Source organism: Aeromonas sp. FDAARGOS 1407 (assembly GCF_019048725.1).
GTDB classification, from domain to species: Bacteria; Pseudomonadota; Gammaproteobacteria; order Enterobacterales; family Aeromonadaceae; genus Aeromonas; species Aeromonas enteropelogenes.
The window spans coordinates 2,917,939-2,929,653 of record NZ_CP077399.1; the positions used below are offsets into that span (position 1 = coordinate 2,917,939).

Annotated in this window: 15 protein-coding genes and 1 riboswitch; of the genes, 12 read left to right on the forward strand and 3 right to left on the reverse strand. The window is 56.4% G+C overall.

The features are described from left to right. Nucleotides 1-87 precede the first annotated feature (87 nt). A complete protein-coding gene (locus I6L37_RS13865) occupies nt 88-981 on the forward strand; it encodes a LysR family transcriptional regulator (RefSeq protein WP_061475396.1) in 894 nt (297 codons plus the stop codon). A 172-nt stretch (nt 982-1,153) separates the two neighbouring features. Here the strand turns inward: I6L37_RS13865 and ribA are convergent, their stop codons facing one another. Beyond that, the gene (ribA, locus tag I6L37_RS13870; RefSeq protein WP_042029267.1) at nt 1,154-1,747 is read right to left on the reverse strand and encodes a GTP cyclohydrolase II; all 594 of its coding nucleotides are present in this window, start codon (nt 1,745-1,747) and stop codon (nt 1,154-1,156) included. Nucleotides 1,748-1,991: 244 nt separating this feature from the next. Between ribA and cmk the strand changes: the two genes are divergently transcribed. The 6 genes from cmk (at nt 1,992) to pyrF (ending at nt 7,265) form a co-directional block, all read left to right on the forward strand. Beyond that, the gene (gene cmk / locus I6L37_RS13875) at nt 1,992-2,684 is read left to right on the forward strand and encodes a (d)CMP kinase (RefSeq protein WP_061475394.1); all 693 of its coding nucleotides are present in this window, start codon (nt 1,992-1,994) and stop codon (nt 2,682-2,684) included. Between the two features lie 94 nt (nt 2,685-2,778). Further along, nucleotides 2,779-4,449 carry a 30S ribosomal protein S1 gene (gene rpsA / locus I6L37_RS13880; protein WP_026457387.1) on the forward strand — a complete coding sequence of 557 codons (1,671 nt, stop codon included), beginning with the start codon at nt 2,779-2,781 and terminating at the stop codon, nt 4,447-4,449. A gap of 92 nt (nt 4,450-4,541) precedes the next feature. Further along, nucleotides 4,542-4,826: an integration host factor subunit beta gene (gene ihfB / locus I6L37_RS13885; protein WP_026457386.1), complete on the forward strand. Its 285-nt coding sequence runs from the start codon at nt 4,542-4,544 to the stop codon at nt 4,824-4,826. A gap of 157 nt (nt 4,827-4,983) precedes the next feature. Further along, nucleotides 4,984-5,268 (forward strand): LapA family protein, encoded by a 285-nt coding sequence (locus tag I6L37_RS13890; protein ID WP_026457385.1) that lies wholly within the window; start codon nt 4,984-4,986, stop codon nt 5,266-5,268. A gap of 9 nt (nt 5,269-5,277) precedes the next feature. Continuing rightward, complete coding sequence (gene lapB / locus I6L37_RS13895) at nt 5,278-6,444, forward strand: lipopolysaccharide assembly protein LapB (RefSeq protein WP_201978708.1); 1,167 nt, start codon at nt 5,278-5,280, stop codon at nt 6,442-6,444. Nucleotides 6,445-6,566: 122 nt separating this feature from the next. Then, nucleotides 6,567-7,265, forward strand: a complete 699-nt coding sequence (gene pyrF / locus I6L37_RS13900; protein WP_042029264.1) for an orotidine-5'-phosphate decarboxylase — start codon at nt 6,567-6,569, stop codon at nt 7,263-7,265. Here the strand turns inward: pyrF and rrtA are convergent. Further along, complete coding sequence (gene rrtA, locus I6L37_RS13905) at nt 7,243-7,821, reverse strand: rhombosortase (RefSeq protein ID WP_061475390.1); 579 nt, start codon at nt 7,819-7,821, stop codon at nt 7,243-7,245. The two genes, pyrF and rrtA, sit on opposite strands and share 23 nt — an antisense overlap. Here rrtA and I6L37_RS13910 point away from each other — a divergent pair. The 5 genes from I6L37_RS13910 (at nt 7,820) to I6L37_RS13930 (ending at nt 10,691) form a co-directional block, all read left to right on the forward strand. After that, nucleotides 7,820-8,443, forward strand: a complete 624-nt coding sequence (locus tag I6L37_RS13910; protein ID WP_216992152.1) for a tRNA-uridine aminocarboxypropyltransferase — start codon at nt 7,820-7,822, stop codon at nt 8,441-8,443. The genes rrtA and I6L37_RS13910 overlap by 2 nt on opposite strands. Before the next feature lie 21 nt (nt 8,444-8,464). Continuing rightward, complete coding sequence (gene queC / locus I6L37_RS13915; RefSeq protein WP_216992153.1) at nt 8,465-9,154, forward strand: 7-cyano-7-deazaguanine synthase QueC; 690 nt, start codon at nt 8,465-8,467, stop codon at nt 9,152-9,154. A gap of 61 nt (nt 9,155-9,215) precedes the next feature. After that, nucleotides 9,216-9,887 (forward strand): 7-carboxy-7-deazaguanine synthase QueE, encoded by a 672-nt coding sequence (gene queE / locus I6L37_RS13920; protein WP_216992154.1) that lies wholly within the window; start codon nt 9,216-9,218, stop codon nt 9,885-9,887. Nucleotide 9,888: 1 nt separating this feature from the next. Continuing rightward, nucleotides 9,889-10,119, forward strand: a complete 231-nt coding sequence (locus I6L37_RS13925) for a DUF3820 family protein (RefSeq protein WP_026458128.1) — start codon at nt 9,889-9,891, stop codon at nt 10,117-10,119. Next, on the forward strand, nt 10,116-10,691 hold the full coding sequence (locus I6L37_RS13930) for a cob(I)yrinic acid a,c-diamide adenosyltransferase (RefSeq protein WP_201978719.1): 576 nt from the start codon (nt 10,116-10,118) through the stop codon (nt 10,689-10,691). The genes I6L37_RS13925 and I6L37_RS13930 overlap by 4 nt, the downstream gene beginning before the upstream one ends. A gap of 57 nt (nt 10,692-10,748) precedes the next feature. Here the strand turns inward: I6L37_RS13930 and I6L37_RS13935 are convergent, their stop codons facing one another. Then, the gene (locus tag I6L37_RS13935; protein ID WP_042029258.1) at nt 10,749-11,153 is read right to left on the reverse strand and encodes an H-NS family nucleoid-associated regulatory protein; all 405 of its coding nucleotides are present in this window, start codon (nt 11,151-11,153) and stop codon (nt 10,749-10,751) included. A gap of 307 nt (nt 11,154-11,460) precedes the next feature. Beyond that, nucleotides 11,461-11,632, forward strand: a riboswitch (Lysine riboswitch). Nucleotides 11,633-11,715 lie beyond the last annotated feature (83 nt).

Consider the following 11,715-nt stretch of genomic DNA (forward strand, 5'->3'; position numbering starts at 1 on the left):
ATGTCCTGACAACTTTTCATCAGGGTAGAGCGCCACGACACATAAATATAATATATTTAAATTATCTATCTCATAAGATGAATTGATATGGACTTGAAACAGCTCACTTATCTGCTGGCGGTCAGGGATGCCGGTTCATTCACCAAGGCGGCCAGCGGGCTGCATGTTGCGCAGCCTGCCATCAGCATGGCCATCGCCAAGTTGGAGCAGCAACTGGAGCTGCGTCTGTTCGACAGGCAGGATCGGGCGGTGCGCCTCACTCCGGAGGGGGAGGTACTCTGCCGTCATGCCGAGCGACTGCTGTTGCAGATGCACCAAGCCGAGGCGGAGATGGCCGAGCTAAAAGGGTTGGAGCGGGGGGAGGTGCGGATTGGCATTCCCTACATGATGGGCTCCTACTACTTTCCGCCGAGGTTGATGGCCTTCAAGCACCGCTATCCCGGGCTCAAGATCCGGGTGGAGGAAGCGGGAACCCGCGAGCTGCTCAGTCGCATGGTGGACGGCACCCTGGATCTGGCCATCCTCATCACCAGCGATTTGCCCCCCGCTATCGAGGGAGCCCACCTGCTTACCGAGGAGATGCTGATGGTGGTAGGGGAGGAACACCCGCTCCATGGCGCGCCCGGGGTGACGCTCGAGCAGTTCTTCCAGCAGGAGCTGGCCCTGTTTCGCCGCGGTTTTTACCACAGGGAGCATATGGAGGCCCTGGCCCAGACCTTGGGTGTCGAGCCCAATATCGCTTTTGAGAGCAACCTGATCCCCCTGCTCAAGGCGGTAGTGCGCCAAGGCTTTGCGGTGACCACCTTCCTGCGAATGGTGCTGGAAGAGGACGCCGATCTGGGAGGCGTGTCGTTTCAGCCCCCCATCTTCCTCGATCTTTGCGTAGCCTGGCGGCGGGGGGATCCGCTCTCCATGGCCAACCGTGCCCTGCGGGACTTTTTGCTGAGTGAACGTTCAGGGGCGCAGGACACCCAGGCCTAATCCGGGGCTCGATGCGAGATTTGCCAAGGCCTGGTGGGGGATGCGCTCATGGAGAAATTGGCCTGGTGTCTGCTGGCTGGATGCAAGAAAGGGCATGGCGCCTGACTGCCGTGATGGAGACATAAAAAAACGCCTCATGGGAGGCGTTTTCATCAGCTGAAAAGTAGCAGACTCACTTTTTCAGCATGTGATCCAGCTTGTTGGCCTTGGTCGAGAGGTAAAACTCGTTGTGGGGATTGCGCCCCTCCTGCAGGGGAACCCGCTCGGCCACCGGAATGCCAAAACTCTCCATCGCTTTCATCTTGCGCGGGTTGTTGGTCATCAACTTGAGAGATTGAACCTCGAGCAGCTTGAGCATGTCGGCACAGATGGTGTAATCACGCATGTCGGCGGCAAAGCCCAGGGCCACGTTGGCCTCGACAGTATCGGCTCCCTGATCCTGCAGATGATAGGCCCGGATCTTGTTGAGCAGACCGATGCCACGCCCTTCCTGACGCACATACAACAAAACGCCGCGGCCCGCCTTGGCGATATTCTCGAGGGCGGCCTGCAACTGGAAGCCGCAATCACAACGCAGACTGAACAAGGCATCGCCGGTCAGACATTCCGAGTGGATCCGGCCCAAAACGGGTTCCGTGCCGGTGATGTCGCCCATGACCAGGGCGGCGTGATCCTTACCCGTGCCGGTTTCCTGAAAACCTACCAGCGTGAAAGTGCCCCAGGGGGTTGGCAATTTGGATCTGGCCACGAGGGTAACGCTGCTCATAGGTTGCTCCTTACTACAACTGCTCAAAAAAAGGGGGCCAGTTTAGCGCGCCTTGTCGGGAACGACCATAAGAACAAGTCCCTGCATTGATTAATGAAATGTACCGACGGCAAATGGCGGAGCAGAGCGGGCTTTTGAGCCATTGTATGTATTGGTGACTGCCAGTGGCAGCACATTTGGGTATAATCGGCGCCCATTAACCCATTCCTTCGGGATGGGCGCAACACAGTGCAGGAGAGAAGTTATGCCTCAGATGGCCCCCGTAATGACAATTGATGGCCCCAGTGGTGCCGGCAAGGGCACCTTGTGCCAGTTGCTCGCCGAGAAGCTGGGTTGGCACTTGCTGGATTCGGGCGCCATCTACCGGGTGTTGTCCCTGGCCGCCTTGCATCATGATGTGGAGCTGGACAGTGAAGCTGCGCTGGTGCCCCTGGCCGCCCACCTGGACGTACAATTTCAGGTTGAAGGGGAGCTGGTCAAGGTGATCCTGGAAGGGGAGGATGTCTCCCGTACCATCCGCACCGAAGAGGTTGGCAACGCTGCCAGTAAAATCGCAGCCTTCCCGCGGGTTCGGGAAGCCTTGTTGCGTCGTCAGCGTGCATTTCGTCAGTCCCCTGGCCTCATCGCCGATGGCCGTGACATGGGAACCGTGGTTTTCCCGGAGGCCGAGGTGAAGATTTTCCTCGACGCCAGCGCCGAAGAACGGGCCCAACGTCGCTATAAGCAGTTGCAAGATAAAGGCTTTGATGTTAACTTTGAGCGTCTTTTAACCGAGATTCGGGAGCGTGATGATCGCGATAGAAATCGCGCCACCGCCCCCCTGAAACCGGCAGAAGATGCTCTCGTGGTGGATTCAACCGCCATGACCATAGATGAAGTGCTGGCAACAGTGCTCGCCTATGCGGAGCAACAACTCGGAGATGCCAGCGCAAGCTGACATCCGGTCGTCTGCACCAAGGATGGCGCAGATTATTTAAAACAACCCCGCTTGTGCTGGATGACAAGTGGATGTTTCATTTGTGACATAAACAATGATCGAATCTTTTGCTCAACTCTTTGAAGAGTCCCTGAACGCCGTTGAAACCCGTCAAGGTTCCATCGTCAAGGGTACTGTCGTTGCTATCGAGAACGGTTTCGTACTGGTTGACGCCGGTCTGAAATCCGAGTCCGCTATCCCGGCTGAAGAATTCAAAAACGCCATGGGCGAGCTGGAAATCAACGTAGGTGACTCCGTTGACGTGGCTCTGGACTCTATCGAAGATGGTTTCGGCGAAACCAAGCTGTCCCGCGAAAAAGCCAAGCGCCACGAAGCCTGGCTGCAGCTTGAGAAAGCTTACGAAGAGCAAGCTACCGTTATCGGTATCATCAACGGCAAGGTCAAGGGTGGTTTCACCGTTGAACTGAACGGCATCCGTGCCTTCCTGCCGGGTTCTCTGGTTGACGTGCGTCCGATCCGTGACACCGCTCACCTGGAAAACAAAGAACTCGAGTTCAAAGTCATCAAGCTGGACCAGAAGCGCAACAACGTTGTTGTTTCCCGTCGTGCCGTGATCGAGACCGAGAACACCTCCGAGCGCGAAAGCCTGCTGGCTAACCTGCAAGAAGGTCAAGAAGTTAAGGGTATCGTCAAGAACCTGACCGACTACGGTGCATTCGTAGATCTGGGCGGTGTTGACGGCCTGCTGCACATCACCGACATGGCGTGGAAGCGCGTTAAGCATCCTTCCGAAATCGTCAACGTTGGCGACGAGATCTCCGTCAAGGTTCTGAAGTTCGACCGCGAGCGTACCCGTGTATCCCTGGGTCTGAAGCAGCTGGGCGAAGATCCGTGGGTTGCTATCGCCAAGCGTTACCCGGAGACCACCCGTCTGTCTGGCCGCGTGACCAACCTGACCGACTACGGCTGCTTCGTTGAAATCGAAGAAGGTGTTGAAGGCCTGGTACACGTATCCGAGATGGATTGGACCAACAAGAACATCCACCCGTCCAAAGTTGTTAACGTTGGCGACGTGGTTGACGTGATGGTTCTGGACATCGACGAAGAGCGTCGTCGTATCTCCCTGGGTCTGAAGCAGTGCAAATCCAACCCGTGGCAGCTGTTTGCCGAAACTCACGCCAAAGGCGACCGTGTTTCCGGCAAGATCAAGTCCATCACTGACTTCGGTATCTTCATCGGTCTGGATGGCGGCATCGACGGTCTGGTTCACCTGTCTGACATCTCCTGGAACAACCAGGGCGAAGAAGCCGTGCGTGAATTCAAGAAGGGCGACGAGATCGAAGCCGTTGTTCTGCAAGTGGATCCGGAGCGTGAGCGCATCTCCCTGGGCGTCAAGCAGATCGAAGAAGACCCGTTCAACAAGTACCTGGCTGACAACAAGAAAGGTGCTATCGTGAAGGGTAAGGTTACCGAGGTTGATGCCAAAGGTGCCGTTATCGAACTGGCTGACGGCGTAGAAGGCTACCTGCGTGCCTCCGACGCTGCCCGTGACCGCGTAGAAGACGCCACTCTGGTGTTGTCTGTTGGTGATGAAGTTGAAGCCAAATTCATGGGCGTTGATCGTAAGAACCGCACCGTAAGCCTGTCTGTCCGCGCTAAGGACGAGGCTGACGAGCGTGTCGCTATCGACAACCTGAACCAGCAAGAAGAAGTTGTGTTCAGCAACGCTATGGCTGAAGCGTTCAAAGCCGCCAAGGGTGAGTAATCCTTGATGCAAGAAAAGGGCGGCATTGCGCCGCCCTTTTTTATCCTGGCAAAATGAATATTGCATGTGATCGGGGAAGGAGATTTAACGTTATGACCAAATCAGATCTCATCGAACAACTGGCAGCCAGCCGCATGCATATGCCGGCCAAGGATGTCGAAGCAGCCATCAAGGAGATCCTTGAACAAATGGCGTCGACCTTGCAAAACGGCGACCGGATTGAAATTCGCGGATTTGGCAGTTTTTCACTGCACTATCGTGCCCCCCGCGTGGGCCGTAACCCCAAGACCGGGGACAAGGTTGAACTGACCGGGAAATATGTCCCGCACTTCAAACCTGGCAAAGAGTTGCGCGAGCGCGTCAACACCATTGAATAATGCAAAAATGGGCATACTCGGGTATGCCTTTTTTGTTTTTGGCCTTTGAACCTGTGCCAATCATCTTGTTTCTTAAACTCTTTTCCCATTCACTCTAGAGTCTGCCTGTGATTTTAAGGATAATCAGCCTCTCACTCGATACTGACAGGGAGCTCTTATGAAGCGTATTTTGGCCCTTATCCCGCTGGTGCTGGTCTTTATTCTGACCCTGGCGCTGGGTTCACAAAACGGTCAGCTGGTTCAGTTCAACTACCTGATTGCGCAAGGAGAGTTCTCGCTCGCCATGCTGCTCGGGTTCTTCTTCGCTGGTGGCTTCCTCCTTGGTTGGCTGGTATTCGGCCTGCTGTTCCTGCGTTTGAAGATGCAAAACCGCACCCTCAATCGCACCATGCGTCGTCAATCCCGCGAATTGGAGCTGGCCCGTACAGCGGGTAAGGAATAATGCTCCTCAATGCTTGAACTGCTTTTCCTGCTGTTGCCCATCGCTGCCGGTTATGGCTGGTACATGGGCCGCAGGAGTGTTCGCCAGGACACCCAAAAACAGAGTAACCAGTTTTCCCGCCAGTACGTGGCGGGTCTCAATTATTTGCTGTCCGATGAATCCGACAAGGCGGTGGATCTCTTTATCCAGCTGCTGGAGGTGGACAGCGAAACCATCGAAACTCACCTCTCCCTCGGCAACCTGTTTCGCCAGCGTGGCGAGGTCGATCGTGCCATCAAGATCCACCAGAATCTGGTTGCCCGCCAGTTGACCCGCGAACAGCGCCAGCTGGCATTGCAGGAGCTGGCCCGCGATTTTCTTGCCGCCGGCTTGCTGGATCGCGCGGAAGCCATCTGGAAAGAGCTGTGTGAAGACAGCGATTTCGAAGAGACGGCGCTCGCCCAGTTGCTCATTATCCACCAGCAGTTGCGAGAGTGGGACAAGGCCATCGATGTGGCAGTGCGTCTGCAACAGTTCCAGGGCAAGAAGCTGGCCGAGCCCATCTCCCATTTTTATTGCGAGCAGGCTGAAAACGCCCTGCGCGAAGGCAATCAAGGGGAGGCGCTGGCCAAATTCAAACGGGCCCTTGGCATCAACCCCGCCTGTGCCCGTGCCAGTCTGCGGCTGGCTGAACTGGCCATGGCCGAAGGGGAATATGAGCGGGCAAGCAAGGAGCTGCTGCGGGTATTTGAACAGGATATGGATTTTGCCTCCGAAGCCATCCCCAAGTTGCTGCAGTGCTACCAGCAACTGGGGCGCAGCCAGGCGCTGATCCCCATCCTCGAGAAGGCGGTAGAGGAGCATGCCGGTGTCAGCGTGACCCTGGCGCTTGCCAAGCTGGTGGAGGAGCGCGATGGCCTGAGCCAGGCCCGCGAACTGGTGTTGCGTCAGCTGCGTCGCCATCCCTCCATGAAGGGGTTCTATCAGCTGGTGGGATTTCAGCTGGCCAGTGCGGAGGAGGGGCCCGCCAAGGAGAGCCTCGAGCTGCTGCAGCAGCTGGTGGGCGAGCAGATAAAAATCAAATCGACCCACAAGTGTCGCCAATGCGGGTTTGCCACGCACTCGCTGTTCTGGCAGTGTCCATCCTGCCGCCAGTGGGGCTCCATCAAGCCAATACGTGGCCTGGATGGTGAATAAAAGAAGCAATTGAACATCTGATGTGGCGCGAATTGAGCGCCACATCTATGTCAGCAAACGGAACCTGGATCAGGACGATGAACGCGATCCAGGAGGGTGAATAACAACTAATAGGAAGTGAGATGCTAGATCCCAAAGTACTGGTAGCGCTGGATTATCAACACGAGGCAGATGCCTTGGCGTTCGTTGACCGTATCTCTCCGGCCCAGTGCCGTCTCAAGGTGGGCAAGGAGATGTTCACCCTGTTTGGCCCGCAGTTTGTGCGCCAACTGGTGGCCAAGGGGTTCGATGTCTTTCTGGATCTGAAATTTCACGATATTCCCAACACCGTTGCCAAGGCCGTGGCCGCCAGTGCCGAGCTGGGCGTCTGGATGGTCAACGTGCATGCCAGTGGGGGCGAACGCATGATGCGTGCCGCCGTCGAGGCGCTGGCACCTTATGGTGACAAGGCACCGCTGTTGATCGGCGTGACCGTGCTGACCAGCATGGAGCAGTCCGACATGGCCCCCATGGGGCTGGATGTGACACCAGCCGAACAGGTGATCCGCCTGGCCAAGCTGACCAAGGCGGCAGGGCTCGATGGTGTGGTGTGCTCCGCCAATGAAGCGCATGAGCTGAAAGCTTTGCTGGGGGCAGATTTTAAGCTGGTGACACCGGGGATCCGCCCAAGCGGCGCCGATGCCGGGGATCAGCGCCGGGTGATGACGCCGCGAGCGGCCGTCGAGGCGGGCTCCGATTATCTGGTCATCGGCCGTCCCATCACCCAGGCCGCCGATCCGGCAGCCATGCTGGCCAGCATCAATGCCGAGTTGAGTGCGTAATGGATACCGGGTGCAGGCCGAGCAAAAGGCCTGCACCTGCTCCTATCAGATGGGATTCTATATGGACTCTGGCACCGATCAGCGTGGCGATCGGGCTCTCGCCGGCATTGTAGAAGTCCACCGCCAGTTTGATCCCCATTCCTGCCAGCATCAGCCAGCCCGAGATCCGGCGCCCGTGCCGCAGATCCTGCATGGCGCCCCACATAAACAGACCATGCAGTGAGCCGGATAGCCCCATGTACCAGTGGGTCTGCGGGCACAACCACCAGATCCCCAATCCGACGGCGCACCAGAGCAACAGCATCAGCACAGGGAGTCTGGCGTACCCCAGGTAGTCGCGAAACAGGCTATACAGGATTGTGAGTCCACCCAGGTTGAGCAACAGGTGCCATTGATTGGTATGAACCAGATTGCCTGTTATGATCCGCCACCCTTCGCCCTGGGCGATCAGATCCCTGTCGAACGACAGCTGGAGATTGGGGACGGTAAAAAAGAGCAGCAAGCTGGCGAGAGAGAGTGTGATAACCCAGAGCCATCCGGATTTTTCTGACAACATGACACAGCCCAACAACAAGAAGAGTCGATACTGTACACGCTGCACCCGGGCCCTTAAAGCGTGCCTGTGCGATTATATCGTGCCGGTTGAAAACCAGACGCCGCTCTATATCCTGCAACACCCCAATGAAGTGGCGCATCCCAAGGGCACGGCTTCCCTGCTGGCGGCCTCTCTCAAAGGCGCCGAGCTGCATGTTGGCGAAGATTATTCGCAAGTGGATTGGCTCAATGAGTTGCTGGCCGATCCCGCACGCCGCTGCTATCTGTTGTGGCCGGATGAGGAGGCGTTGTCACTGGCTCAAGTGCGCCAGCAGTGCGAATCCGCATCGGGAGCGCATGTGCCGATTGCCTTTATCCTGCTCGATGGCACCTGGCGCAAGGCGTATCGCATGTTGCAGAGTAACCCCATGCTGGCCCGGCTGCCCCGCATCGGCCTGGAGGCGGTGGCAGGCCAGTACGCCATTCGCAAGAAACCCTTTCCCGACGCGTTGTCGACCCTGGAGGCGGGCTATCACCTCCTCGCCCAATGGGAAGGCACGCCCGAGCGCTATGCCCCACTGCTCACCCTGTTCCATCAGCTCAACAGCCAGTGGCTGGCTTTTGCCGAAGGGCGCCGTCGTTAAATATTCCGAGGAGTCATCAAGATGAAAAAAGCAGTTGTGGTTTTCAGCGGTGGGCAGGACAGCACCACCTGCCTGGTGCAGGCACTGGCCCGATATGACGAGGTGCACGCCATCACGTTTGACTATGGTCAGCGCCATCGGGAAGAGATCGACACGGCCCGTCGTCTGGCCAGCCAGCTGGGCGTCGCGGCCCACAAGGTGATGGATGTGACGCTACTCAACGAACTGGCCGTCTCAGCCCTGACCCGTGACGACATTCCGGTGAGCGGCGAGCTGCAGGATAACGGCCTGCCCAACACCTTCGTGCCGGGTCGCAACATCCTGTTTCTGACTCTGGCTTCCATCTATGCCTACCAGGTGGGAGCCGAGGCGGTGATCACCGGGGTGTGCGAGACCGATTTCTCCGGCTATCCGGATTGCCGTGACGAGTTCGTCAAGGCGCTCAATCAGGCGGTGTCCCTGGGGCTGGATCGCGGCATCCGCTTTGAAACCCCCTTGATGTGGCTCGACAAGGCCGAGACCTGGGCGCTGGCGGATCACTACGGCCATCTGGAGACGGTGCGCCAGCAGACGCTCACCTGCTACAACGGCATCCCCGGCGATGGGTGCGGTACTTGCCCGGCTTGCGAATTGCGCAGCCGCGGGCTGAACCACTATCTCGCCGACAAGGTCGGCGTAACGGCACGCCTGCGCGAGAAAACCGGATTGTAAACCTGCCTCTTGCCTGTGCTTGAGGTATAATCCGCGACTTTTGCAACCAGCAGTGATCAAGATGCACTACCCAATCAACGAGATTTTCCAGACCATCCAGGGGGAGGGCATCTTCACCGGCCTGCCCGCCATCTTCGTACGCCTGCAAGGCTGCCCCGTGGGCTGCCCCTGGTGCGATACCCGTCATACCTGGATTGTCGATCCCGAACGTGAGGTGGGTATGCAGGCGGTGCTGGATTGCTCCAACGAGTCGGATGGCTGGAGCAAGATGAGCACGGCAGAGATCCTGGCGAGTTTTCAGCAACTTGGCTATCAGGCTCGCCATGTGGTGATCACCGGGGGCGAGCCCTGCCTCTATGATCTGCATGAGCTCTCCACCGCCTTGCTGACGGCGGGTTATCAGGTGCAAATCGAAACCAGTGGCACCAGCGAGATCAAGACCCATGACGATACTTGGGTGACAGTGTCTCCGAAGATCGGCATGAAAGGGGGGCTGCCCGTGCTGGTATCAGCGCTGGAGCGTGCCAACGAGATAAAGCACCCGGTGGCTACCGAACACCATATCGAAGAGCTGGATGAGTTGCTTGCCACCGCTCGCCTGCGGACCGATGTGGTGATTGCGCTGCAGCCTATCAGCCAGAAACCCAGAGCCACCCAGTTGGCGATGACGACCTGTATTGCCCGTAATTGGCGACTCTCTATCCAGACTCATAAATATCTGGATATCGATTAATATGGAGTGGCTGTCCGACGAGCGGGTGCTGTTGACGCTGGCCAATAAAATGCCCTATGGCAAATATCAGGGGCGGCGGATCATTGATATTCCGGAACCTTATCTGGTGTGGCTGGCCCGCAATGGTTTTCCGGCCGGTAAATTGGGTCAGACACTGGCCCTGGCCTACGAGATCAAGCTAAACGGGCTGGAGTCCATGATTATTCCCATTATTAACAGGATGTCGGTATGAGAATATATACGAGGCAGGGTGACAAGGGCATGACTCGCCTGGCAGATGGTGTTCGTCTGGCCAAAGATCATTTGCGCGTCGAAACCTATGGTTATATCGATGAACTCAATTCCCATATCGGGGTATTGATTTGCGAGGTACCCGCGCAAGAGACAGCCTTATTGGCCGATTTGCAGTTGCTGCAGCAGGAGTTATTCGATTTGGGCGGCGAGCTGGCATTTTCCAGTGCCGCCCAGAATGCTGTCATCTGGCAAGTCAATGCCGCCTGGACTACCCGTCTGGAACAACAGATTGACGCTTACAGCGAGCAGCTGACCCCGCTGCGTCAATTTATACTGCCCGGGGGATCGCGCGCTGCAGCCCAGGCCCATGTGGTGCGAACCCTGGTACGCCATTGTGAACGGCTGCTGCTGACCCTGAGCAAGGAAGAGGCCATCAACCCCGAGATCCTGCCTTATCTGAACCGGATGAGCGACTGGTTCTTTACCATCGCCCGTTACCTCTTGAGCCGGGAAGGCAAGGGGGAGGTAGTGTGGCTCAAAGCTGCCGATCGCCAGCCCTCGAATGTCTGATGGGAAAAATAATAAAAAACCTCGCCTTGGCGAGGTTTTTTATTGGATGGCATGTCATCAAATAGCGAAATCTTCCAGCGATTGGCCTGCCGCAATGGCATTGGCAATCACCGATGGCATGCGTCCCTGGCCAGTCCAGGTTTTCTCTACGCCGTTATCCTGATAACGATATTTGGCAGGACGGGGTGCCCGCTTGGTTTTTTCGGATTTGGCCGGGCTGGCTGCGACAACTTTGACCAGGTCGGCAGGATCAATACCGGCCGCTTTGAGCATTTCACTGTATTCTTCAATTTTCCGTTGATGCTCTTCGCGAGCCTGACGTTCAGCGGCCTCATCCTGCTGGCGTTCGGCTACGATAATCGAAAGTTTTTCCAAGCCCTCTTCCAGTTGTGCCAGGGATAGCTCGCGGCAAGTCGCGCGCAGGCTGCGGATATTAAGCAGTACTTTCAAGAAATCATGCATAGGATTTACCATGTAGCGTCACAAGGAAATATATATGTCGACTCTGATTCTTGCGTCTCAAATTAAATATGTCAAGGCAGTGGAAATATAACAGGAGCCTTATCCGGATAATGCTGGCAGCAATAATTGGTAGTCGGGACATTGTTCAACGGGATATCAATGGCGCCTGACTAGTTTAAAATAGCGCCAAAAAATTCAATAGCGCATCATTTGACTACCTTTTTGATGCTTGGTGACGTGTTTGTTATGGTTATTTAATCAAAAAACTTGCTATAAGCTGATGGCTGGATAAAATGTCCTGCGAATACCTTTAAGTAGAGGCGCGCTGCCTATGACTACTTGTGCGGAGGGTGATGCCGATGATGCACAAGGAAAGGAGTCAGCGCCGAAGTGGCCAGGCCATCATACCGGGCTGCTGGTTCTGCATCTAATAGGTGCAGGACTGCCATAGTCATCCACTATGGAGCGCTACCTGAAGGGGCTGAGGAGTATGACCTCCCCATGGGTTTTGTTTCTTTAGATCCTCTCGGTAGATCTCCACCTGTATCTTTAGGTGCAAAGA

Excerpts from the sequence above, each read along its gene's own strand:
- I6L37_RS13925 (WP_026458128.1), top strand. The coding sequence starts at position 9,889 with ATGGAGTGGCTGTCCGACGAGCGGGTGCTGTTGACGCTGGCCAATAAA.
- pyrF (WP_042029264.1), top strand. The coding sequence starts at position 6,567 with ATGCTAGATCCCAAAGTACTGGTAGCGCTGGATTATCAACACGAGGCA.
- rrtA (WP_061475390.1), bottom strand. The coding sequence starts at position 7,821 with ATGTTGTCAGAAAAATCCGGATGGCTCTGGGTTATCACACTCTCTCTC.
- I6L37_RS13890 (WP_026457385.1), top strand. The coding sequence starts at position 4,984 with ATGAAGCGTATTTTGGCCCTTATCCCGCTGGTGCTGGTCTTTATTCTG.
- I6L37_RS13930 (WP_201978719.1), top strand. The coding sequence starts at position 10,116 with ATGAGAATATATACGAGGCAGGGTGACAAGGGCATGACTCGCCTGGCA.
- ihfB (WP_026457386.1), top strand. The coding sequence starts at position 4,542 with ATGACCAAATCAGATCTCATCGAACAACTGGCAGCCAGCCGCATGCAT.
- rpsA (WP_026457387.1), top strand. The coding sequence starts at position 2,779 with ATGATCGAATCTTTTGCTCAACTCTTTGAAGAGTCCCTGAACGCCGTT.
- queC (WP_216992153.1), top strand. The coding sequence starts at position 8,465 with ATGAAAAAAGCAGTTGTGGTTTTCAGCGGTGGGCAGGACAGCACCACC.
- lapB (WP_201978708.1), top strand. The coding sequence starts at position 5,278 with ATGCTTGAACTGCTTTTCCTGCTGTTGCCCATCGCTGCCGGTTATGGC.
- I6L37_RS13910 (WP_216992152.1), top strand. The coding sequence starts at position 7,820 with ATGACACAGCCCAACAACAAGAAGAGTCGATACTGTACACGCTGCACC.
- cmk (WP_061475394.1), top strand. The coding sequence starts at position 1,992 with ATGCCTCAGATGGCCCCCGTAATGACAATTGATGGCCCCAGTGGTGCC.
- I6L37_RS13935 (WP_042029258.1), bottom strand. The coding sequence starts at position 11,153 with ATGCATGATTTCTTGAAAGTACTGCTTAATATCCGCAGCCTGCGCGCG.
- ribA (WP_042029267.1), bottom strand. The coding sequence starts at position 1,747 with ATGAGCAGCGTTACCCTCGTGGCCAGATCCAAATTGCCAACCCCCTGG.
- queE (WP_216992154.1), top strand. The coding sequence starts at position 9,216 with ATGCACTACCCAATCAACGAGATTTTCCAGACCATCCAGGGGGAGGGC.
- I6L37_RS13865 (WP_061475396.1), top strand. The coding sequence starts at position 88 with ATGGACTTGAAACAGCTCACTTATCTGCTGGCGGTCAGGGATGCCGGT.